We start from the raw sequence: 24,340 nt of genomic DNA on the forward strand, positions 1-24,340 counted from the left end.
CTATATTTAAAGAAAAAAGGCCCCCGCTTAGGGGCCAATTTTCTTTAAATATAAGAAAGTATAAGTTTCACTTAAACTTTATCCTTATATTTCCCGTAGAAACGGATGCAATCCTGATTAGGGCACGGCACCGTTTCTGCTTGTTTGCTTATTTAGCGTATTCTACAGCCCGTGTCTCGCGGATAACGGTAACCTTGATATGTCCTGGATAATCCAGTTCACTCTCAATCATCTTCGTAATATCGCGGGCCAGACGGAATGCTTCAGCATCGTCTATCTTCTCAGGCTGTACCATTACGCGAACCTCGCGGCCCGCCTGAATGGCGTAGGATTTCTCGACGCCTTCGAAGGACTCGGAGATTTCCTCCAGCTTTTCCAGACGCTTGATATACGTTTCCAGCGTTTCACGGCGTGCACCAGGTCTTGCGGCTGATAAAGCATCAGCTGCACCAACCAGCATGGCAATAACCGAGGTAGCTTCGCAGTCTCCATGATGGGATGCGATACTGTTAAGCACAACTGGATGCTCTTTGTATTTCTTCGCAAGTTCAGCACCGATCTCGACATGCGAACCTTCTACTTCATGATCAAGCGCTTTGCCGATATCATGGAGCAGTCCGGCACGTTTTGCAAGCACGATGTCTTCCCCTAGCTCACCGGCCATCAGTCCAGTCAAATAAGCAACCTCCATAGAGTGCTTCAATACATTTTGACCGTAGCTTGTACGGAATTTCAGACGGCCCAGAATTTTGATCAGATCCGGATGCAATCCATGAACACCTACCTCAAAGGTAGCCTGCTCACCGTATTCCCGAATCCGTTCATCGACTTCTTTACGGGATTTCTCAACCATTTCTTCAATTCGAGCTGGATGGATACGTCCATCAGCCACAAGCTTCTCAAGTGCTGTACGAGCCACTTCGCGGCGAATTGGATCAAATCCTGACAAAATAACGGCTTCCGGCGTATCATCAATAATGAGGTCAATACCAGTGAGAGTTTCCAATGCGCGAATATTCCGACCTTCACGACCAATAATCCGGCCCTTCATCTCTTCATTCGGCAACGTAACCACCGAAACCGTTGTTTCCGCTACATGATCAGCTGCGCAACGTTGAATAGCGAGTGTAATGATTTCACGGGCTTTCTTATCCGCTTCCTCTTTTGCTTGCTGTTCAATTTCCTTAATCATTTGTGCAGTTTCATGGCGAACTTCTTGCTCTACATTACTAAGAATGATACTTCTTGCGTCTTCGATGCTCAAATTGGAGATACGCTCCAATTCCGTGACTTGATTTTTGTAAATGACATCAATTTGCTGTTGGGTTTCATCAATTCGTTTCTCTTTGTTCGCTACTTGTTCTTCTTTTCGTTCAAGCGATTCCATTTTTTTATCCAGCGATTCTTCCTTTTGCAGCAAACGTCTCTCTTGTCGTTGGATTTCATTCCGACGTTCACGAGTTTCTTTCTCAGCTTCGGTACGGATTCTGTGGATTTCGTCCTTAGCTTCCAATACCGTTTCCTTCTTCAGCGCTTCCGCCTCTTTCTTCGCGTTCTCCACGATGACGAGGGCTTCTTTCTCTGCGCTTGAAATTTTAGCTTCTGCAATGGATTTACGAATAAAATAACCGAACCCAAAGAATAAGGCAGCTACAACGAGAACGATAATGATCCAGATGATAATTGGCATCTGTTCACCTCCTCGTTGATTCCTCCAAGAGTTACCTTGGGAATTGTGCAGTTGTTAAACTATCCGTTCCATCACCATACAAAAAACCGGTAAATTCACCGATTGCCATTACTGCACATGATTACATGCACACTGCCCGCCTTATCCGGCGTTTACATTTCATATGAGTTGTACGCGAATCGCGAGTAAGAGTTACCTTTTTGGGAAGGAAAAAGGATTCTTACTTTATGCCGATTCATGTTATATTTTATTATTTATAAAAAGACATTGTCAAGAGAGACGATATACTCATTAAAGTCAAGAGAATCAGTCATTGTAGTATATTTCCTTTTCTTCACCCTCAAAATCCTCTTCCTGAAGCAAAGTATTCAGAACTTGGCGTACCATTTCACCTGTAAATCCCCGCCGCATTAAGAAGGCTCCCGTCTTATTTCGTTTGCCAGCAGCATCATCGCGAATCAGGTTCCATTTCTTCCGTCCTGTCTCAAGTGCGATCTCCAGTTCCTGTTCGGGACTAATATTCTCCAACACTTCAGAGATCAAAGATTTGTCGATGCCCTTCTCTCGCAACTCCTGGCGAATCCGCATCTTACCCTTGCGCTGGTTCATAATGCGCTGTTCTGCCCATTGCTTGGCATATAAAGAATCATCTATCAGACGTTCCTGCTGCAAACGCTGCAGCACTTCCGCGATAATAGTCTCCCCTATTTCCTTCTCCCGTAAACGGCGAGTCATCTCCAGCGCTGTACGCGCCTTACGTTCCAGATAACGCAGTCCTTCAACATAGGCTCGTTGGCGCTCGTCCGCCACAATAATTTCCTCTAGGTCAGCTTTAATAAAAGTATTCCCATTTATCATTCGATATTTAATCATGACATCTTCATGAACAGTCATGTTATAGGCCCCGAAATGAATGATATAACGATGTTTCGACTTTTTCTGCAGTTCTACTCGTGTAATTTCTAGAAGCTCATTTTCAGGAAAATGGGCCAGTACCTGCTCTTCTTGCTCTTCTGGTTCAGGATTCAATTGAATTACCATGGCTGCTTGTCACCTCATAGCTGTGTATCCTTATTCTTCATAGTTCACCATTAGGAAAAAGCACCCTGCTACAGTCTTTCACAGGGCGCTCGTACCACAAATGTTATTATATTCCACGTTCAACGAGTACTATTATTCAATTTCAAGCAAGAGATTTGCTTCTTCTTTTTGTTCTGCTTCAATCTCCGCTGCCTTCGGCGCAGCAACAAGAGTTGATAAATTGCTTGCCTCACGAATCTTATTCTCAATTTCAAGCGCCATTTCCTGATGTTCTTTCAGAAACTGCTTGGCATTTTCCCGTCCTTGGCCTAAACGTTCGCCCTCGTAGGAATACCATGCGCCACTCTTGTTAACGATATCCAAGTCAATTCCAATGTCTACCAGACTTCCTTCTTTGGAAATCCCTTCACCGTACATGATATCTACATCCGCCTGCTTAAACGGAGGCGCTACCTTGTTCTTCACGACTTTGATCTTTGTACGGTTACCCACGACATCGTTACCCATCTTAATACTCTCTACACGACGTACATCCAAACGCACCGAAGAGTAGAATTTCAGGGCCCGGCCACCTGGAGTGGTCTCAGGATTACCGAACATCACTCCAATTTTCTCACGGAGCTGATTAATGAAAATTGCAATCGTATTCGATTTACTGATTACACCATTTAGCTTACGCAATGCCTGAGACATTAAGCGAGCCTGTAAACCCATATGAGAATCACCCATATCGCCTTCAATCTCAGCCTTAGGCACCAATGCCGCTACGGAGTCGATGACAATAATATCTACAGCTCCACTGCGAACGAGTGCTTCAGCAATTTCAAGCGCCTGCTCACCCGTATCTGGCTGAGACAGGAGAAGCTCATCAATGTTTACACCCAAAGCCTTGGCATATTTAGGGTCAAGCGCATGCTCAGCATCGATAAATGCAGCTTGTCCTCCATACCGTTGTACTTCTGCAATAGCATGAAGAGCAACGGTTGTCTTACCAGAAGATTCTGGTCCATACACTTCAATAATCCGTCCCTTGGGAAGTCCGCCAATACCTAACGCAATATCAAGTGCCAAAGATCCACTAGGTACAACTTCCACTTGCATATGAGTGGACTCTCCCAGTTTCATAATCGAACCTTTACCAAATTGTTTTTCTATTTGACGAAGCGCTATCTCCAACGCTGCACTACGATCTGACAATCAGACCACTTCCTTCACTGTTTATAGTAATATAATAGCGTGTTTTGGAAGTCTTGCCAAGCTTTTTTTCGAACATACATTCGTTTTTTTTGATCCCTAGGTTAATTATCCCTTTTATTGTAAGTTAATCACAGGAAGCTAACCCAAATAACAAAGAACCATAAAAAACAAAAAACCGCGGCAAAGAAAGCTCAGTGCCACGGTTCTTCCGTATGGGTCAATTATATACCTAAACTGAATGTCATTGCAAGACCGTTCCCTCTAGCGGGGTTTCAACTTTACGTTCCTCCAACCTGCGCCAGAGACGGTAAAGCAAAGCCTTAACAGTGCGTAGCCGTATATTCTCGCGAGTACCTTTAAGATTAAGCTCGTACACCTCTGTCTTCCGGCCCCGCTCAGCTAAGCCGACAAATACCAAGCCAACGGGTTTGCGTTCGGAATACCCCGGTCCGGCTACACCCGTAACGGATAATCCAAAGTCGGTATCCGCGATCATTCTCACCTGATCTGCCAGCACCTCAGCCACTTCACGGCTGACAGCTCCGGGAGCATCTTTACCTTCGAGTAAAGCACTTGGCACGTTCAACAGCTTTTTCTTCATGTCATTAGAATAGCAGACGATGCCTCCTGCAAACATTGTAGCGCTACCAGGTACATTTGTGATGCTTTCCATCAGCAGCCCCCCTGTGCAGCTCTCCGCTGCGCTTAGGGTCAATCCTGCGTCTGCCATCCAGTCCACAATTAGTTGTTCCAACGGTACGTCTATATTCGCATACATATGCTCAGGAAGGATTTCCTTGATTTTCTGTTCCATAACCTCCAGCTTCTTCATTGCTTCTCGCTCGGAAGGAGCCTTTGTCGAAATACGGACTGTGACCTCGCCTTCTTTGGCGTAAGGTGCAATTGTAGGATCAGTCTGGCTGTGAATAAGATCAATCAGCTTATCCTCCAGCAGCGATTCTCCAATACCAGCGAATTTAAGCATTTTGGAGTAAATCGGCATTTCATCAGTCAAGGCATGTTGCTGCAGCCACGGTTTGGCCTGATCTGTAAACATCGGCTTCATTTCCCGCGGCGGACCAGGAAGTACGATGTAATATTTATTGTCTTGTGCAAAAGCTATACCAACAGCAAGACCGATCTCGTTAGGAAGCGGTGTAGTACCTTCAATAATTAAGGCCTGCTTGCGGTTATTCTCTGTCATTACAATCTTCCGCTCATCAAAAAAACGCTGCACATGATCCATCGCCAGCTGATCAATATGAACCGTTCTACCCAGCGCAGCAGCTAAAGCATCTTTAGTAAGATCGTCCTCAGTTGGACCGATTCCGCCAGTGAATAGAATAACATCTGCACGGCTTTGTGCGATCTTGATGGCCTCCTGAAGTCGGCTACTATTGTCACCAACCACGGTTTGAAAATACACATCAATTCCTAATGCGGCAAGCTCTACCGATAAAAATTGAGCATTGCTATTAACGATCTGGCCGAGTAGAAGTTCTGTACCGACTGCAATAATTTCTGCCTTCATAGCTGGCTTTCGCCTCCTAGTTGTAGAGTTGATGGTTTGCTTTTGCATATTCTAATATTCAACATGAAACGGCTTCACCGTCCTTTTATGGAGGGTACCCGCTTCTTCGAGAAATATAAGGATAAGGTATTGTGTGAAACATATAAATTCTTATATTTTGAAAAAAAAGCAATAGGTGCTATACCTATTGCCTTACACACTTCTCCAGCCTATGCATTGTGAAGTTGAAGCAAATCCTTGTTCTTCACGAAATAATCAATACCAGAATAAATAGTGATGATTGCTGCGGCCCAAATAGCAATATCATCTACAGGAATGCTAATGAACTGAAATGGAAAGTTATTAAGCAACAGCAGAGAAATCGCGACAATTTGGACAACTGTCTTTACTTTCCCCCATTTACTGGCGGCTACTACCTTTCCTTCAAGCAGCGCTACCTGGCGAAGTCCAGTTACGGCAAACTCCCGGCTGATAATCACAATCACAATCCATGAATCACATCTACCCAGCTCCACTAAAGAAATCAATACTGCGGATACCAACAGCTTGTCCGCAAGCGGGTCGAGCAGTTTGCCCAGATTAGTGACCATATTATATTTCCTAGCGATGTAACCATCTATCCCGTCCGTGCTGGCAGCAAGCAAGAATATTACAGCCGCTATCAGATGGTTAATGGAAAGCTGGAATGAGCCCCAATGTATTGGCTCTGGATAAAAGCTAAAATTCACCAGCAAAAAAAACATCATAATTGGAATAAGACAAATGCGAGCAAGCGTGATGCGGTTGGGCAAATTCACTGAAGTTCCTCCCCTGATCATTCATACAAAACCGTAATTTCACATTTCATAAGCAAGTATATTATAGCCACAAAAGAGTGTCAAAAAAACAGAAAGCACCCCGCAAAAGTAGGTGCTGGCAAGCACTGCGGGGTACGAGACCTTACTTGAAATTGTTAAACTGCAAATCCAACGGCAAATCAGCTTTTCGCAGAAGTTGCATGATCTCCTGCATATCATCACGGCTTTTTCCAGTAACGCGGATTTGATCGCCCTGAATTTGACTCTTTACCTTCAGCTTGGAATCGCGAATCAGGATGTTGATCTTCTTGGCATTCTCTTGATCAATACCTTGCTTGAGACCCAAACGCTGGCGGACACTTCCTAAAGAGGCAGGTTCTATTGTGCCAAAATCTAGATTCTTGAGCGTAATTCCTCTCTTAACCATCTTGGTTTGTAAAATATCAATGACGGCGTTTAGTTTAAATTCATCCTCAGAGGCGATAATTAGCGCATCCTTCTCCAGCTTGAGGCTGCTCTTGCTGTTCTTAAAGTCAAACCGGTTATCGATTTCCTTTTCGGTCTGATGGATTGCATTGGTCAGTTCCTGCATATCCATCTTAGATAAGATGTCAAATGAACATTCCGAACTCATTACTCCACGTCCTTTGCTTGCGTTTATTCTGCTACTATTATATGAGAAAGGGTCTCTCAAGTCTAATTATGGAAAGAGAAAAGCAACCTAGCATAGAAAACAGCCCCACCAAAGTGGAGCTTTTACGCTGAAGCTAGCACCTGCTCATCTACTGAGGCAGATATACAGGCTTAACCACATAAAACACGCCTCCAAGAGATTCCCTCTTCCCTAGGAGACGTTCAATACTCCGGCTGCTATCTACTGCGGGCAGGATTCCGGAACATATCCAGAATTCCAAGATAGATATGCGCCAGTCCAAAACCAAGAATTCCATAGCCCCAGGCGCCCGGTGTCAGGTAATACCCGAGGAGACTGACGATAACACCTAATCCTGCTACGATCCAGCTGACGGTCATGAGAGAATACACCTCACTTTAGCGTAAGAACTGTAAGTCATTCTTAGGTTCCCCAGAAAGCCAAAGTCTATACGTGTCTATCCTTTATTGACTTGTTTCGCTATCCAGTCCGGCATCAGGTGTACTGCTGGCTGTTCCCTCATCAAGCTTAACAAGAAACCGTGAAGAGGTTTTCCCATCGGTAATGGCTTGACCATTAATCGTAACCGTTGTAGCAGGTGAATAACCTGATTTAATATACATCCCTGCACTTCCTAGAGTAAAGCTCATGGTATCTCCTGCAGCAGTATTGCCAAAAGAAAGCTTCTCACCCTTGGAGTTCTCGCCATTATAGACTTCAAGCCAGCTAACTCCAGTGGCAGCAATCTCTACTTGCACAGCACTGCCTGGGGGAGCAGAGACCTTGAATATCGTTGTTTTTCCCGATTTTCCATCCTCCGTTACTGTAACTGCCTGCGGGGAAGGAGACGGGGTTGCTGTTGGCTCTGTAGTCGTTTGCGCAGTAGCACCGCCAACATCTGTTCCTGATGAGGCTGAAGGCGCCACTACACCCCCACCAGCCGCTGGCGGGGAGGTTTGAGCGGTCTGTGGGTCCTGCTCTGTATCTGTCAGTTTGACCGGATCGATCTGATTGGAATCTGATTTATTAAGCTGTGAGGCATACATATAAATCACTACAATTATTAATATAGGGAAAGTCCACATTAACAGTGTAGGCAGCCACTTCGCATTCCGCTCCGTTTCCGGCCTGCGGCTGCGCTTTTGAATCACCGTTTCCATAGTCGAATCCACAGGAGGTACAGGTACGTTACCATGTTCCTCTAACAGTTCATCGGGATTAACACCCACTGCCTCCGCGTAGGTTTTGATAAACGCCCGTACATAAAAACTACCGGGGAGCACCTTATAATCCTCCGCCTCGATGGCTTCCAAATATTTTTTGCGAATTTTTGTTACTTCCTGGACATCATCAAGGCTCATCCCTTTTTGCAGACGAGCTTCTTTCAAATGCCGGCCCAGTTCCGACATACCATCACCTCCTAAAGTTTTGTTAGCATACTCTTCGATGTACAACTTCGTACAAAACACTTCGTAAGCATTCGCTCAGTTTTGTTAGCTCATCTTGATTTAGGTTATAGATCATCGCTATAGCTTGCTGTGAAAGATTCATACAGTATTTCTTCTGTGGGATTATTGCGCAGCTCAATAATGATATCAAAATCATCGAACGTGTAATCAGACTCACGCACAAAAATATCTGGGTGCTCAATAACCTTTGTGCTAGGCATACTCATAACCTTCTGCAGCAAGTTGTAATGCTTCTCATTGGAACGTATTGTACTTACTATACCATCAATAATGAAAACATTGTTCGGGTTTAGCTCATCTTCAGCAAGCTGACTGCGGACAGTCTGCCGCAAAAGTGTTGAGGATACAAACGTCCAACGCTTCATCGAGCAGACACTTCCTGCGATAATGGATTCCGTTTTACCAACACGTGGCATCCCCCGCAGACCGATAACCTGGTTGCCCTCTCTTTTAAAAAGCTCACCGAGGAAATCTACCAGTAGACCTAGCTCATCGCGTGTGAAGCGGAAGGTCTTACGGTCATCAGAATCCCTGTCTATATAGCGTCCATGCCGGACAGCCAGCTTGTCCACAAGTCTTGGAGTACGCAGAGCTGTAACCGTAATATTATCTACCTTCTTGAGCATTTCGCCCATCAGCATGATTTTCTCATCGTCATTCGTTTCCAGCAGCATTCCGCGAGTTTTGCCTTCAACTCCATTAATCGTCAGAATGTTAACCTCAAGCATTCCCAGCATAGAAGCGATATCCCCGAGCAGACCCGGTCTGTTCTTATGTATCTTATATTCCATATACCATTGTTTATACTCCACCTGTACACCTCATAGATTCCTTTTCCCTATACTTTGCCAGACGTAAAAAAAGCTCTGATTCAACAAAGCGATCTGAAACAAGGGTCTTGTTAATGATATATAAAAAAAAATTGAAAGGCAAGGTCAGTCTGTAAAATTGCAGAAAAGCTCCCGCGAGGGGAGCTTGTTCCGCAAGCTTATGCGTTATTCTTCGCCAGCTTGACCATGAGTTTGGCAATGGTCTTCTTATCTCCGTCATCGCCAACATCCCATAGTTCTTTGATCGCGCGGTTCGAAGAGTTCGCTGGATCGACCTTATTGTCGAGGAATTCCCCGATTTCAAAAGCCAGCTTAGTGATCGTCTCTTCGCTCATCCCAATTTTCTCCGCCTGTACGACCCGTTCACCCAGAAATTTTTTCCAGGTATCAAAATTCTTGATTACGGTATTTTCTGTTGACATCTTAAATCCTCCTTCATGTTTACGGTCTGCCACTCGAATACAAGTACCAGCCGCCTTACGTGAGATTTAAAATCAACAGTTATAATATGTCTCAGGTCCGGAGTTCTTATACTGGAGCATTTCTCCAGCTTAAAGCATCAGGTTATCCAGCCACCATTAGGACTAATAATCTGCCCCGTGATATAACCCGATTCGGGCAGGGCCAGAAAATAAACAAGCGAAGATATTTCATGGGGAGAAGCCAGGCGTCCTGCAGGAATCTCTTCCTCCAGCATACGCATCTCATCCTCTTGAAGATTGGCCAGCATGGCCGTATTAACAGCTCCTGGCGCTACTGCATTCACTGTCACACCGGATGGCGCAAGCTCTTTGGCCAATGCTTTGGTAAAAGCGTTGACTCCCCCCTTACTAGCCGAATAGGCTACTTCGCAGGAGGCACCGGAAATTCCCCACACCGACGAGACGTTCACAATTCGTCCATACCGCTGGGAAACCATATAGGGCATGAAAATCTGGCTGCACAGAAAGGTCCCTTTCAGGTTGACAGCCATAATATCATCCCATTCTTCTTCAGTCACATCGGCTAGCATCCCGTAATGCGATTTGCCAGCATTATTTACAAGAATATCAGGCTGCATTCCGCTACTTTCGAGTCTTTCGGCCATACGCAAAAGCTGACTGCGGTCTTTCATATCCGCAGTCACTGTCATCACCTTTGCGCCAAGGGCCATACACCGCCGGGCTACATCATTTGCTGCTTCGTGCGAATTCATGTAATGAATGACAATATTCATACCTACAGAAGCAAAGCGCTCAGCAATAGCTCCACCGATTCCTCCACTGCCTCCAGTAACTAACACTGTCATTTCCCCTATAGGCTTGCTGTTCTCTCCCATAATAGCCACCTAAGGACTCACCACCAGCGAAACTGCGAGCTGCTCCCAATCCACATGATCCTGCAGGCGCTTATTAACCTCATCAAGTGTAATGGATTCATAAACCGGCAACACTTCGAACAGATCACCACCACGGAACTGGTAACGCGTGAATTCGTGGGCAATACTTTCCGGTGAATTCAACATGCGCAAGTAGCCGCCGATTTTCTTTTTGCGAGCACGCTCAAAATCCTTCTCCGCGAAGCCTGACTCCAGCAGTAGATTCACTTCTTCCTTAATTCGCTGAAGGAGTAAATCCGGGTCCTTAGTATCCCCTCCAATCGCTGAAAAAGCATATTGTGGAGAGCTGTTAAACTCATGTCCAAAGCTGTCGGAGATCAGATCGGCATCATATAAGTTCTGATACAACGCCGTGCTGCTTCCAAGCAGCAGATCCAGCATCAGCTTGGTCGTAAGATCACGACGTACCGCAGCTTCACCCGTAAGTCCTTCTTCTTTTTCCTTAAACCCAAACATGATTTTAGGCATCGAAACCGCAAGTTTGCTCTCCAAACGTTTCTTAGCGACTTCTTTAGGCTCTTCTTCAAAAATACGTTTGATTTCGCCCTGCTTCTGGTATGATTTCTTACCCTGATTAGCGCGAATGAGCGAGAATACCTTCTCTGGTTCCACGCCGCCTACAACGAATAACAGCATATTGCTGGGATGATAAAAGGAGTGGTAACACGTATACAGCGTCTCCTTTGTAATCGTATCTATTGACTCTATCGTACCGGCAATATCAATATGAACCGGATGCTTGGCATACATCGCTTCAATCAAGCCGAAGTATACACGCCAGTCTGGATTGTCCGCATACATATTGATTTCCTGTCCAATAATGCCTTTTTCCTTCTCCACATTCTCATCCGTGAAATAAGGGTTCTGGACAAAGTCTACAAGGGTGCTGAGGTTCGTCTCAATATTCTCGGTGGCTGAGAACAAATATACAGTCTGATCAAAGCTTGTAAAAGCATTCGCAGAAGCTCCATTTGAAGCAAAGGTTGCGAAAATATCACCTTCGGGTTCCTCAAACATTTTGTGTTCCAGAAAATGAGCTATCCCGTCAGGGACCTGAGTCTCTTCTCCATCAGCAACACGAAAGTGATTGTCAACCGAACCAAATTTTGTTGCAAAAGTAGCATAGGTTTTCAGGAAGTCCGGCTTTGGAAGCACATATACCTGAAGACCATTATCCATAACCTCGTGATAGAGTGTTTCTTGAAGTCTCTCGTAATGAATCTTTTCCATCGCTATTCCTCCTTCTGCCCTGTCAGGAAATAAATCGTATCGAGCTGAAAAGTATCAGCAGCAGCCTTCACTTCTTCAGCTCCTATTGCTTCCACCTGCTCAATCAGCTCCAGCGTTGAACGATCTTTCCCGGATATCTGGCGATTAAAATCGAAGGAAATCATTTCAAAAGCGGAATCCTGAATTTCGGAGAGCAGATTGCGGATCATCGCTTTAGTCTGGCTTAGCTCTAAATCGCTGATATTTCCAGCCTTCATCTCATCAAGCTGCTTGCGTATGATATCAACTGCTTTGCCGTAATTTTTAGCTTCGATACCCGATTGGATTGTTCCAATTCCCTTGTGGCCGTCATAGCGGGAAGAGGCATAATAAGCCAAGCTTTCCTTCTCACGTACATTGACGAACAGCTTTGAGTGTGGGTATCCTCCGAATATTCCGTTGTACATAAGCGCAGTCGCATATGTATCATCTTTGTAGGTAATAGAGGTTCGCAGTCCCATATTCAGCTTGCCTTGATTGACATCCAGCTTCTCTTCGATCGTCCGGACCTCATTTACAGCAACAGGCGTAAATTTAGAAGAGTATGCTCCTGTATCCGACTTATCACCGCCGAAGTGACGTTTGACTAGCTTCTCCACTTCCTCGGGTGTAGTATCACCAACTACATAGAGATCAAGAATCGCTCCATCGAGCCAGGATTTGTAAGACTGGTATAGATTCTCCGGTGTAATCCCCTCAAGATCGGCTCTTTGACCGAGCGGATGCAGACGGTAGGGTTCAAAGCGGCACATTTCCTCAATACAGCGTTCAGCTGCATAACGGGCCTTATCGTTTACGATAGCTTCGAGTTTTTTACGTACCGTTTCACGTTCGGTTGCCACGTAAGACGGGCGGAAGCTTCCATCCTCCAGCAAAGGTTGCGTTAATACATCCCCTAGAAAAGCAAACGATTCAGCAAGCAGGCTCTCCTTGCTTTGTACAAAGGAATCATTAATCGTATCCATCCGAAATTGAACGATCTGGTAATCGCCTCTTTTGTATACATCAAAACCGAAGCCTGCCCCGTACAGCTCTTCCAGACGTTCACGGAACTGGGTTGTCTCCGGATAGGTAGCCGTACCCCGGCGAAGCACAAAAGGAACCAGCGCTGTTGGAGTAACTGTGTCCTCATCAAGCGGAACACCGGCATAAAGTGAGATGGCGAAAGTCTTGAAAGCCTTTGTCGGCAATACATGAATGCGCATGCCTGCGGCATTGCCATGATGAAACCCATTATTAGTCAAGTCCAAAACTCCTTTACGGCGTGGATAGATGCTTTACAAATAGTTTATGAAGTATTATCCATTCTAAACCATTCCAAAGTAAGGAAGCAACCGGAAGTCCATAACCGGTTGCTCCACACTTCTACATACAGAAAATATGCTCACCAATCGTCTTTACCTGCGGACGACCCCAAATCCATTTGGAGGTAGCTGTCTCAGGGTTAAAGTAATAAAGGCATCCGCCCGATGGATCCCACCCATTCAGTGCCTGCTGCACCGCCTTTCGAGCCTGTTCATTCGGCTCCAAATAAATCTGCCCATCAGCTACAGCAGTAAAAGCTCCTGGTTGGAAGATAACTCCCGATGGCGTATTGGGAAAACTCGGTGATTTCACACGATTAAGTATCACTGCAGCTACTGCAACCTGACCTTCAAAGGGCTCTCCTCTGGATTCTCCATAAACAGCATTAGCCATAATTTTGAGATCGTTATCAGTTAAGCCCATGGTATTGCCTGATGTTAGCTCAGCGGTATTCGACTTCTTCGTGGTGTTTTTGTTAGCGCTGCTATTATTAGCGGTCTTATTTGAAGCAGAGGGTTCAGTCGGCCTCCAACTTTTGCTTGCGTTATACAGCTTCAGCTTTGTTTTGGCACCCACAACACCATCTGCCTTCAACCCAAATTTCCATTGAAACCAGGTTACTGAATTTTTGGTTTTGGCTCCGAATTGGCTGTCTATTTTCCCCTCATAATAACCGAGATATTTCAGACGCCCCTGCAGTTCATAGACGTCCTGTCCGGTTGCTCCATATTTAACTGCTGTTGTGCTGAAGGCGGGTATAGCCTCATGCTCAATGACAATAGTCTCCGGTACTAGAGGTTCATCGTTGCTTTGATTCGTGTGAACAACACGAGGTTCCAGAACAAGTCTTCCTGCAAATGGAGCGGCGGCCAAGGCAAGGGTTAATGCGGCAAGTATCCACATCTTTTGTTTCTTCATAGGGTTCGCTCTACCTTTCTCTTGTGAGTTCTGCATGGATGGCTAAAGTTATTATGACGACAGTCAGCTTTTCCTATGCATGGCAGTTTAAGAAGGCAGTGTTCCATCAAGAAGAACAGCCAGCCTCCGAGTTATGGAGACTGGCTGTTTGATGTTGTTGAGCTACGAACTGATCTTATTATGATGATACTGTTCAAGAGAGATCAGCACCTCACGTGGCTTGCTGCCTTCGTAAGGCCCGATAACCCCCCGCGCCTCCATAGAGTCAACTAGGCGTGCGGCACGGGTGTACCCGACGCGCATGCGCCGCTGAAGCAAGGATACGGATGCCTGCTTCGCTTCTAATACAATTTGTACTGCCTGTTCATACAATTCATCCTGTGGCTCCTGATCGTCTGCTGTGGTATCATCAATTTCCGGAACAATGGATTCATCATAGTTGGCTTCACCTTGACTGCTGACATATTGAACGATGTCCTCAACCTCTTGGTCGCTCATAAAAGCACCTTGTACCCGAACCGGTTTGGAGGCTCCCATAGGCAGGAAAAGCATATCCCCGCGTCCAAGCAGCTTCTCCGCACCAGGCATATCCAGAATCGTACGTGAATCCACATTAGAGGATACACCAAACGCAATACGGGAAGGTATATTCGCCTTAATAAGACCCGTAATAACATCTACCGAAGGTCGTTGAGTAGCAATAATTAAATGTATACCTGCTGCCCGTGCCATCTGGGCAAGTCGGCAAATCGCATCCTCCACATCATTGGCTGCAACCATCATTAGGTCTGCAAGCTCATCCACTACAACAACGATATAAGGCAACACGGCGGCCGGATTATCCTTCATCAGTTTATTGTAGCCTTCCAAATTCCGCGTTCCCGATTTGGAGAAGAGATCATATCGCTTCTCCATTTCCACAACAATCTTCTTCAGGGCAAGACTGGCCCGCTTCGGATCGGTGACAACCGGTGCCAATAGATGCGGAATCCCGTTATAAATATTGAGTTCCACCATCTTGGGATCAACCATCAGGAATTTGACCTCATTAGGCTTCGCTTTATACAAAATGCTAGTAATAATACCGTTGATGCAGACGGACTTTCCTGATCCAGTCGCTCCAGCAACCAGCAAATGGGGCATCTTGGCCAGATTGCCGATAATAGTCTGCCCGGAAATATCCCGCCCAAAAGCAATCGTTAATTTCGATTCAGCCTCCTGAAAGATCTGCGTCTCCATGACTTCACGCATAGTCACAATGGACACCTCAGCATTCGGCACCTCAATCCCTATGGCCGACTTGCCCGGGATAGGCGCTTCCATCCGGATATCCTTGGCTGCAAGCGCAAGTGCAATATCATCGGTGAGATTAACAATCCGGCTAACCTTTACACCAATATCCGGTTGAATCTCGTAGCGGGTAACCGCAGGTCCTCTTACTACTTCAAGTACCTTTGCTCTTACTCCAAAACTCTCCAACGTTGCTTCGAGCTTACGGGCCGTCTGCATATAATCATTCTGGTCTCCGGCCTTGATTCCCGCAGGCTTGGCCAAAAGACGAAAAGATGGAAGTTTATAGGGCTTTGGCGGAGGTGGAAGTGGCGGCACAGGAATAATATCTCCATCAGCCGTTGTAACTAATAACCCGGCCAAGTCTAGAGTCACATCGCCCTCGTCTGGATTATCCAGCGCATCCGCCGTACTTGACGCTCTATCCCTTCCGCTAATAACTACCTTAGGACCGGCACTACGGGCAGCTGGTGAGAACTCACTCCACTCCTCGCGGTCTGCTGCATTCAGCCCTTCGGAACGAATATGCTCAAAGAAATCGCGAATGATCGGGGTATCAGGCTCACTATCCTCATCGTCAAGATCATTATCCAGTTGACCATGAGAAGAAGGCCCGCTACCTGAGGCCATACCCGAGATAATAGGTCCCGATTGCGCACTTCTTAGGATGGGTTCTTGAAACTCTTCATCTTGATCATCATCAGGATGTCCCACCGTTCGTGGAGTACCGGAAATCCACCCGGCAAGCTTTTGGAACAAGAACGGCTGCTTGCGGTTAGGCAAAGATTGTTCATCTTCGTCGTCATCATCATCATTTTGCATAGCCTGCTGCGCAGCAGAAACCTTATTGGATTTCACAACTCGTGTTGTCACCGGAACCGCCTGAGGACGGTTTGCCGCCTTAAGACGGATGCCTTCTACAAGCTTCACAGCACGGACCCGCAGCAACCCAAACAGTTCCACATAGGACAAATTAGTTACGAGCATGAAACTTATAGCCAGCATGACGATCATGAGCAGCTTGGCTCCAAGACTTCCAAACAGCCATAATAGAGCAGCATATTCCAGCCCGCCAATGTATCCTCCGCTGATGTCCTTACCCAACATATAAACACTGCTATTGTCGTTGGAACTAGGTGAAAGTGATCCCGCAAGATCATTATGTATTTGTGCCAGCACATTGCCCGGATGTAACATGGATAAAGGACCCAGTTTCTGTTCCATCGCAGAGATCGTGCTCATCAGGCACATCGACAGCACCAACAGCAGCACGCCTGTATGACGGCTGTTCCACTTAGATGGCCACCTCCGGTGTATCATGACCATCAGTCCATAAAAAATACCGGCCAACGGCAGCACAAAATAAAATCTACCCAACAAATAACCCGCCATGCTTGACAATGAGCGTCCAACAGCTGCCTCACCGGACAACGCAATGACAGAGATTGTGATCAACATAATTCCGTATATTTCATATTTTAAAACACTGCCCAGCAGCGCTTTTTTCTTTTTCTTTTTTCGCTTAGCCACGCCAGCCACCCCCGGAACAATATTATACCATATAATGGCGTGGCGTACCTATGTTCTCTTTTGTCAGAAATTGCATCATTATGTTAACGAAATAATCGCTCCGGGAGAGAGCGCTGGATCCAAATAACGGTCTAGCGAACAATCTAGAAGACGTACAATACGGGCTCGTCCTTCCTCCAGTGGTTCAACCTGCATCAACACTCCCTTAATGCTTATCTCGCGTACAGGCGGGAACGTATGGAGTGCTCCTTCCCATACCTGCTCCATTGGCATAACTGTATAAAGAATCATTGGGTAAGCCCCCCTGTTATCGCTTCTGAAGAGTCTATAGTGCTGTTCCCGGCAATCATGCGGTTCAGTCGAGCGAGCGCAGCTCCAATTCCTCCAACCTCATCCATAAGGCCATATTTAACGGCATCCATCCCGCCAACAGCCGTCCCAATATCACGGTTGAGTTCTCCAGTCGTGAACATCAAATGCTTGAATTTCTTCTCGGTAATACGTGAATGTGAGGTAACAAACTTAACTACTCGCTCCTGCATCTTCTCCATATATTCAAAGCTCTGAGGCACTCCGATAACCAAACCATTCATGCGGATTGGATGAATGGTCATCGTCGCACTTTCTGCAATGATGGAATAGCTGGAAGACACCGCGATTGGGACCCCGATACTATGACCGCCTCCAATGACCACGGTTACCGTTGGCTTGGACAATGAGGAGATCATTTCGGCAATCGCCAGTCCTGCTTCCACATCTCCGCCTACCGTATTTAAAATAATTAGCAGCCCCTTAATGCTTTTGCTCTGCTCAGCCGCTACCAGTTGTGGAATAATATGTTCATATTTAGTTGTTTTATTATGGGGAGGCAGCACGAAATGACCTTCAATCTGGCCGATAATCGTCATACAAAAGATATCCGGCTCTCCGTTTGGAACCGCTGTTTGGCCTAACTCCTTCAGTGCCCCGATTGTGCTGGGAGGCATCATCTCATTGAGATCAGGTCTCACCTCACCGGGAATAACTTCCTCATTCTTGCCTGGATTAGATCCTTCTGTGTACTCCATAGTTCGCAGCTCTCCCTTTTACGCTTGCAGCTCTCTGTTGCTGCAGCCATATTAACTTTCATTAGTATGACATTTCAGGGTGCTGCATTATGCAAAAACTCAACACAAAAACCCCTCTCCCCCTGGAAACCGTCCAATATTTCCGGGGAAAAGGGGCCTTGGCCCTACAAAATATATTTAAGGAGGAGTTCTCCTTACACTTCCATAATAATTGGCAGAATCATCGGTCTACGGCGAGTCTGCTCATAGAGGAAACGGCCAAGTGAATCTTTGACACTTGTTTTGAGTGAAGCCCACTCATTTACTTTCTCACTCATGAGGCGTTGCAGTGTACTGGATACAATACGGTTCGCTTCATCCAGTAGTCCTTCAGACTCCCGTACGTATACAAAACCGCGTGAGATGATATCCGGTCCAGAGACAATTGCTCCATTCTGCTTGCTCAATGTTACAACAACTACAAGAATACCATCCTGAGACAGCAGCTTGCGGTCGCGCAAGACAATATTACCAACATCCCCTACACCTAAGCCATCAATCAGTACGTTGCCTGCAGTTACCTTACCTGCTCTGCGAGCAGCACCGTTCTGAATTTCAACAATCTCACCGATTTCTGTGATGAAAATGTTCTGTGGCTCAACGCCAACGGCTTCTGCAAGGATTGCATGTCTGCGCTGCATTCTGAATTCACCATGAATAGGAATAAAGAATTTAGGTTTCATCAGGTTGAGCATAAGCTTCAGCTCTTCCTGGCTACCGTGACCGGAGACGTGAACACCAGAATTGGAGCCGCTGTAGATAACGTTAGCGCCAAGACGGAATAATTCATCTATCGTACGGCCTACATACTTCTCATTACCCGGTACTGGTGTTGCTGCAATAATAACGGTATCGCCCGGCATGATATCCACCTTGCGGTGGCTGGAGCGTGCCATACGCGTCAATGCAGACATGGGTTCGCCTTGACTGCCTGTGCAAAGAACTACTACGCGGTTACCCGCCATTCTATTCATTTCCTCAGGTTCAATCAGCATACCATCCGGCACGTTGAGATACCCAAGCTCAGAAGCAATGGATACAACGTTAACCATACTGCGGCCGATTACCGTAATCTTACGGCCTGTCGATTCAGCAGCATTAACCACTTGTTGAATACGGTGCACATTGGAAGCAAATGTGGCTACAACAACACGTTGCTCAGCCTTGCGGAAAATATCTTCCAAAACAATACCGACATTTCTTTCCGAAGGTGTAAAGCCTGGTTTCTCAGCATTGGTGCTATCGGACAAGAGTGCAAGTACACCCTTAGTTCCGATTTCAGCCATCCGGTGCAGATTTGCAAATTGACCGTTAACAGGGGTATGGTCGAACTTGAAATCGCCTGTATGAACAACGTTACCTTCTGGTGTTTCGATGCATACGCCGACTGAATCGGGAATACTGTGATTGGTTCTGAAGAAGGTTGCTGTGAGATTGCCCAATTGAATTTCTGAATCTTCATCAATCAGAATTCGTTTGGTATCGCCAAGCAGGTTTGCTTCCTTCAATTTGTTCTCCACAAGGCCTAAAGTGAGTCTTGTTCCATAAATCGGAACATTCAGATTCTTCAAGACATAAGGGAGACCACCGATGTGATCTTCGTGTCCGTGTGTGAGCACAATGCCTCTTACCTTGTCGCGGTTCTCCGTCAAGTACGAGATGTCTGGGATAACGATATCAATACCGAGCATGTCTTCTTCTGGGAACTTTAGTCCTGAATCAATGACTACAATGTCAGCTCCATATTGAATGACATACATGTTTTTCCCGATTTCTCCGACTCCGCCCAAAGCGAAAATCATCAATTTATCGTTATTATTTTTTTTGGACAAATGAATCTAACCCTCCTATGATGTTGGACGTCATACTTTTTATTTGTAAACATGAACTTCAAATATTTCAGCGGTGCTGAACACAATCTTCAAACAGCTGATAGCTTCCACAAATCAACATGGAAATTCCGAAAGTCTGTAAAATTATTCAATGCGAAAGCTCCCGACTCCGGGCAGTAAAGTTCATATTTGAAGCGAACAACGCCGTCAAAAACTTCATCGCCGCGCCCCTTGCGCGAAGTTCTGGCACGAAAGAACAGACTCATCCAAGGACCTATCCTGTCTCACAATGTAAAACATTGACGGAAGATTATCGCATATTTAATTTAGCCGCACTCAGTCACTTAAGAATCATTATACATGATTTTTTTGGCAAAAGACAAGTCATCGACTGCGTTCCTTAATTCTTTGCTTAAAATATCTCCATAATTTCAGAAAAATATTATAAATATTCAAACTAAAAACCGGCTCTCCAGAGAGATGCCGGTTAATCTTGATAAATCTGTGTAAGTTGTCATACACCCGCCTAATTAAGCAGCGCCTCAATAAATGCCGCCTCAGCCTCGGTCGGTGCAATTAGCGGCAACCTGACTGATCCAACGTTCAAGCCCCGAAGTCCCAGCGCATATTTGACGGCTGACGGGTTCGGCAACGGCTGCGGACATTCGAACAATCCCTTAAATACAGGAAATAATCTCCGGTGAATCTCCCCAGCAAGCTTTACATCACCGCTAGTAAAAGCATCGATCATCTCTGACATCTGTGCTCCTACTATATGGCTGGCTACACTAATAATACCGTGCCCCCCCACTGCCAGTGCTGCCAAACCAGCTGAATCATCACCGGAATAGACACGGAAATCAGCCGGACAGGCCGAAGCAATCAGCGTGATCTGATCAACAGACACACATTCTTTTGTAGCCACGATATTCGGAATTTCCGCCAGTCGAAGTGTTGTAGCCACACTCATGCTTATACCGGTACGACTGGGAACATTGTACAAAATAGCTGGAAGTGACGTTCCCGCAGCAATGGCTGCAAAGTGTTGGTAAAGACCTTCCTGGTTTGGTTTATTATAATAGGGAACTACCAGAAGTACACCATCTACGCCAATGCTCTCTGCTTTTTGGGTCAGCTGAATCGAATGTCTGGTGCTGTTGCTGCCCGTTCCTGCAATGATTTTACAGCGGCCAGCGGCCTTCTCCAATACGAAAGAGAACAGTTGCAGCTTCTCATCATCGCTTAAGGTTGGAGATTCACCTGTCGTTCCACAGACAACTAAAGCATCTGATCTCTGCTCTTCAATTAAATAATCGACAAGCTGTGAAGTTGCTTCCCAGTTGATTTCTCCATCTCTGTCAAAAGGGGTTACCATAGCGGTGATTAATCTTCCAAAATCCACTTTGAATTCCTCCTTGTCAGCGGTGTAATTCAAACTTGGTATGCAATGCGCGCAGCGACTGCACCATATCTTCCTTCTTCACAAGCACCCATATCGTTGTATTCGAATCCGCTGATTGCAGGATCTGAATATTCTGAGAACTAAGCGCCTCTACGATCCGGGCCATGATACCAGGCACTCCGTTTATTCCTCCACCAATTACGGATACCTTGGCACAGCCGGACAGGCTCTTAGGACGCAAACCCTGCTCCTGCAGAACTGTAATAGCTCGTTCTGATTTATCGTCGAAGACAGTATATAAGGCTTCCGTTGGCGTCACATTGATAAAATCAACACTGATCCCGTTGTCAGCCATACTTTTGAAAATCTGTAATTGAACACCAGTTCCATTCCCTTCCGGACATTCCACTGAAATTTGGGTGATGTTGCTAACATAAGCAATACCTGTCACGAAACGGTCTACAATACCGTTCTGAATATCCCTAAACCCTTCTGGATTCGTTACCAGTGTACCTTCAGTCTCAGAAAAAGTAGACCGTACGCGTACCGGAATCTGCGCCTGCATGGCAATTTCTACTGCGCGGGGATGAATTACTTTTGCCCCTTGATAGGCCATATTGCATATTTCGGTGTAGCTAACGACGGTTAATGGCCTGGCATCTTCAACGATACGCGGGTCCGCTGTGAGAATTCCGTTAACATCTGTATAGATATCAACCATATCTGCACGCAGTGCAGCACCCAGTGCAGTTGCCGAGGTATCGCTTCCCCCCCGGCCCAGAGTTGTGAAATCACCAGCTTCGGTCTGACCCTGAAACCCGGTTACGATCACTACTTTATGCTCGCGCAACTCACGTAGAATACGTTCTGGACGCACATCCAGTATTCTGGCATTCCCGTAGCTGTTATCAGTCACAAATCCTGCTTGGGCCCCTGTTAATACAGTCGAGAGGATCCCTTCATTTACTAGCAGCCCGCACAACGTAGTTGCGGAGATAATCTCGCCACAGCACATCAATAGATCCTTTTCCCGGTCTGGAAGCGCGTCGCCGTTCTGAACGGCCCAATCCAGTAGTGTATCCGTCGCATAGGGCTCGCCACGGCGGCCCATGGCTGAAACTACAATAACCAGGCTATAACCGCTCGCCAGTTCTCTTTTGACATGACGAATGACGTGTTCCCTAGCCCCAGCTGTCGAAAGCGAAGTCCCACCAAATTTTTGCACCAAAATACCCATGTATAATTCCTCCATTACTTTCAAAGCAAACAAACTAACAGAAACGCAGGGAGATCCCCCCACAAAATGGAACGAGGTTTCCATACGCAAGTTTCGCCTTAGATTATGTTAATAAATGGTTGTACCGCCTCCAGAGTGGGGGCGGCAGCTAAAAAAGACTATGTTTGTTGGGAATCGACGATTCCAGCTACTTGCACGGCGTTCCATGCCGCAACATGGATGCTCATTTGGCTCATCTCCCCTTTTAGTATACAGCTGGATCAGTTAATTCATCTAGGAGTACTATGCTGAATGAAACCGTTCGATAATCATCGGCTGCAGCTGATTACCCTGTAGAGCAGCATAACAGGCCTCCGGGATAAGATCCATACGCGCCACTAGTGAGTTCGGCTTACCTTGCGGGTTATCCTGGCCAAACGGAACAAAATAAATATTTTTGGTCACTAGAAGCTTTGCAATATTCGCAGCATTCAGTCCCAATCCGTCGTTGGTCGAAATGGCCAGTACGAGGGGGCGTCCGTTACGCATTTGCGACTTGGCGGCCATAAGCACCGGACTATCTGTCATGGCATTAGCCAATTTGCTCGTTGTATTCCCAGTGCAGGGCGCTATGGTCAGCACATCCAGCAGCTTGGAAGGACCCAGTGGTTCCGCTTCAACAATTGTAGAAATGATATCATTCCCTGTTATATCTTTCAACTGTTTTAGCCAATTTTCCGATGTGCCAAAGCGAGTATCCGTTCCCAGCACTGATGCGGAAACAATTGGCACCACGTTCGCCCCCCCATCCATAAAGCGCTGGATTTGAGGCATTACTTCAGCAAACGTGCAGTGTGATCCGGTTATCGCATAACCTACTGTAATTCCGTGCCAATCCATTTATTCATCCCCCCTGTTTAGAGTGTCGTCGGAAATCGACTGGATCAGCGCATTTGCCATAATAATTCCAGCGCTCTTAGGGGCAACGATTCCAGGCAGTCCCGGAGCCAGTATCGCCTTAATTCCACGCTTCTCCGCATATCGGAAATCGCATCCGCCCGGAGCGGAAGCCAAATCGATAATTACGCAATGTCGTGAGAGACGTGAAAGGATCTGCGCGTTAATAATCATGCTCGGAATCGTATTAAATATGAGATCAACATCCGGCACATGCAACAGCAGCTCTTCAGTCATAAAGGGCTTCCAGCCCATTTCCTCTGCACGAGCATAATGCTCCTGTCTTCTTACACCTATCTTTACACTTGAACCCAATCCCTGAAGACTTCTTGCCATTGTGAATCCAGTCCTGCCCATCCCGAGCACCATGGATGTAGAGCCATGAATAGTAAAATCGGTATTCTGGATCGCCATAACAAGCGCTCCCTCTGCAGTAGGGATGGAGTTATAAATGGCTACATCATCACGATTTAGCAGTTCTACCAGCTTTAACGAATGCCTGACGCACAGGTTACGGAGGTAGCTCTTGGCCATACCGGTATAAACCTTACAATGTGACGGCAATGCAGCAATATGCGCTTCGAGTAATTGCAGGGGATGGGAAGACAGCAGAGCGTTAATATTTCCCACATCATCACAGCCTACCGTAGGCAGCACAAGTACATCTGCATTACTTAACAGCTCCACCGACATTTGTTCAAGGCTCACCCCTGGGCTTGGGGCCTCCCACTTATCGAACCCGGCAGCGCTTACCGTAGCATCCATTTCCACACATTTGCGAATCACTTCAATCTGTCTCGCGTCCCCGCCCAGGAACACGATCCTGATGCCAGTAAGCATAGGGATGACGCTCCTTTCAAACTTACACTTTTCGACTATAGAGCATCTTATGCTGGGCTAACAGGATGGGTGAAAAGCCGTCAGAAGGAA

The 24,340-nt window shown here is 46.2% G+C and carries 22 protein-coding genes; all 22 read right to left on the reverse strand.

The genetic code is table 11. The features are described 5' to 3' along the window. Positions 1-148 precede the first annotated feature (148 nt). The 22 genes from rny to dpsA all read right to left on the reverse strand — a co-directional run bounded on the left by rny (position 149) and on the right by dpsA (position 24,250). Entirely contained in the window at positions 149-1,690 is a 1,542-nt protein-coding gene (gene rny / locus GJB61_RS17500) for a ribonuclease Y (RefSeq protein WP_154120204.1), read from the reverse strand. A 306-nt stretch (positions 1,691-1,996) separates the two neighbouring features. Further along, entirely contained in the window at positions 1,997-2,731 is a 735-nt protein-coding gene (locus GJB61_RS17505; RefSeq protein ID WP_154120206.1) for a regulatory protein RecX, read from the reverse strand. A gap of 132 nt (positions 2,732-2,863) precedes the next feature. Continuing rightward, on the reverse strand, positions 2,864-3,928 hold the full coding sequence (gene recA, locus GJB61_RS17510) for a recombinase RecA (protein WP_154120208.1): 1,065 nt from the start codon (positions 3,926-3,928) through the stop codon (positions 2,864-2,866). A gap of 241 nt (positions 3,929-4,169) precedes the next feature. Further along, entirely contained in the window at positions 4,170-5,459 is a 1,290-nt protein-coding gene (locus GJB61_RS17515) for a competence/damage-inducible protein A (protein WP_154120209.1), read from the reverse strand. Positions 5,460-5,668: 209 nt separating this feature from the next. Then, complete coding sequence (gene pgsA, locus GJB61_RS17520; RefSeq protein ID WP_338115910.1) at positions 5,669-6,256, reverse strand: CDP-diacylglycerol--glycerol-3-phosphate 3-phosphatidyltransferase; 588 nt, start codon at positions 6,254-6,256, stop codon at positions 5,669-5,671. Between the two features lie 142 nt (positions 6,257-6,398). Continuing rightward, entirely contained in the window at positions 6,399-6,890 is a 492-nt protein-coding gene (locus tag GJB61_RS17525) for a YajQ family cyclic di-GMP-binding protein (RefSeq protein ID WP_154120214.1), read from the reverse strand. Positions 6,891-7,126: 236 nt separating this feature from the next. Beyond that, on the reverse strand, positions 7,127-7,288 hold the full coding sequence (locus GJB61_RS31240; protein ID WP_195724374.1) for a hypothetical protein: 162 nt from the start codon (positions 7,286-7,288) through the stop codon (positions 7,127-7,129). 84 nt (positions 7,289-7,372) lie between these two features. After that, positions 7,373-8,317 carry a RodZ domain-containing protein gene (locus tag GJB61_RS17530; RefSeq protein ID WP_154120216.1) on the reverse strand — a complete coding sequence of 315 codons (945 nt, stop codon included), beginning with the start codon at positions 8,315-8,317 and terminating at the stop codon, positions 7,373-7,375. A gap of 104 nt (positions 8,318-8,421) precedes the next feature. Then, positions 8,422-9,189: a DUF3388 domain-containing protein gene (locus GJB61_RS17535; protein ID WP_239716248.1), complete on the reverse strand. Its 768-nt coding sequence runs from the start codon at positions 9,187-9,189 to the stop codon at positions 8,422-8,424. A gap of 176 nt (positions 9,190-9,365) precedes the next feature. After that, positions 9,366-9,629, reverse strand: coding sequence for a DUF3243 domain-containing protein (locus GJB61_RS17540; protein WP_154120217.1), 264 nt, complete (start codon positions 9,627-9,629; stop codon positions 9,366-9,368). A gap of 137 nt (positions 9,630-9,766) precedes the next feature. Then, positions 9,767-10,525 carry an elongation factor P 5-aminopentanone reductase gene (ymfI, locus tag GJB61_RS17545; RefSeq protein ID WP_154120391.1) on the reverse strand — a complete coding sequence of 253 codons (759 nt, stop codon included), beginning with the start codon at positions 10,523-10,525 and terminating at the stop codon, positions 9,767-9,769. 9 nt (positions 10,526-10,534) lie between these two features. Next, a complete protein-coding gene (gene yfmH, locus GJB61_RS17550) occupies positions 10,535-11,815 on the reverse strand; it encodes an EF-P 5-aminopentanol modification-associated protein YfmH (RefSeq protein ID WP_154120219.1) in 1,281 nt (426 codons plus the stop codon). 2 nt (positions 11,816-11,817) lie between these two features. Then, positions 11,818-13,059 (reverse strand): EF-P 5-aminopentanol modification-associated protein YfmF, encoded by a 1,242-nt coding sequence (yfmF, locus tag GJB61_RS17555; protein ID WP_195724378.1) that lies wholly within the window; start codon positions 13,057-13,059, stop codon positions 11,818-11,820. 160 nt (positions 13,060-13,219) lie between these two features. Next, positions 13,220-14,077 carry a spore cortex-lytic enzyme gene (sleB, locus tag GJB61_RS17560; RefSeq protein ID WP_154120223.1) on the reverse strand — a complete coding sequence of 286 codons (858 nt, stop codon included), beginning with the start codon at positions 14,075-14,077 and terminating at the stop codon, positions 13,220-13,222. A gap of 162 nt (positions 14,078-14,239) precedes the next feature. Then, positions 14,240-16,897, reverse strand: a complete 2,658-nt coding sequence (locus GJB61_RS17565) for an FtsK/SpoIIIE family DNA translocase (protein WP_338115911.1) — start codon at positions 16,895-16,897, stop codon at positions 14,240-14,242. A gap of 78 nt (positions 16,898-16,975) precedes the next feature. After that, entirely contained in the window at positions 16,976-17,188 is a 213-nt protein-coding gene (locus GJB61_RS17570; RefSeq protein WP_154120226.1) for a YlzJ-like family protein, read from the reverse strand. Then, the gene (locus GJB61_RS17575) at positions 17,185-17,964 is read right to left on the reverse strand and encodes a ClpP family protease (protein ID WP_154120228.1); all 780 of its coding nucleotides are present in this window, start codon (positions 17,962-17,964) and stop codon (positions 17,185-17,187) included. The genes GJB61_RS17570 and GJB61_RS17575 overlap by 4 nt, the downstream gene beginning before the upstream one ends. A gap of 194 nt (positions 17,965-18,158) precedes the next feature. Further along, positions 18,159-19,835, reverse strand: a complete 1,677-nt coding sequence (locus tag GJB61_RS17580; protein ID WP_154120230.1) for a ribonuclease J — start codon at positions 19,833-19,835, stop codon at positions 18,159-18,161. Positions 19,836-20,361: 526 nt separating this feature from the next. Continuing rightward, positions 20,362-21,237 (reverse strand): 4-hydroxy-tetrahydrodipicolinate synthase, encoded by an 876-nt coding sequence (gene dapA / locus GJB61_RS17585; RefSeq protein WP_338115912.1) that lies wholly within the window; start codon positions 21,235-21,237, stop codon positions 20,362-20,364. Positions 21,238-21,253: 16 nt separating this feature from the next. Then, on the reverse strand, positions 21,254-22,474 hold the full coding sequence (gene dapG / locus GJB61_RS17590; RefSeq protein ID WP_154120232.1) for an aspartate kinase: 1,221 nt from the start codon (positions 22,472-22,474) through the stop codon (positions 21,254-21,256). A 282-nt stretch (positions 22,475-22,756) separates the two neighbouring features. Then, positions 22,757-23,353: a dipicolinate synthase subunit B gene (locus GJB61_RS17595; protein ID WP_154120234.1), complete on the reverse strand. Its 597-nt coding sequence runs from the start codon at positions 23,351-23,353 to the stop codon at positions 22,757-22,759. Continuing rightward, positions 23,354-24,250 (reverse strand): dipicolinate synthase subunit DpsA, encoded by an 897-nt coding sequence (dpsA, locus tag GJB61_RS17600; RefSeq protein WP_154120236.1) that lies wholly within the window; start codon positions 24,248-24,250, stop codon positions 23,354-23,356. Between the last annotated feature and the right edge of the window lie 90 nt (positions 24,251-24,340).

The organism is Paenibacillus monticola (assembly GCF_009664975.1).
In the GTDB taxonomy this organism is placed as follows: Bacteria; Bacillota; Bacilli; order Paenibacillales; family Paenibacillaceae; genus Paenibacillus_AQ; species Paenibacillus_AQ monticola.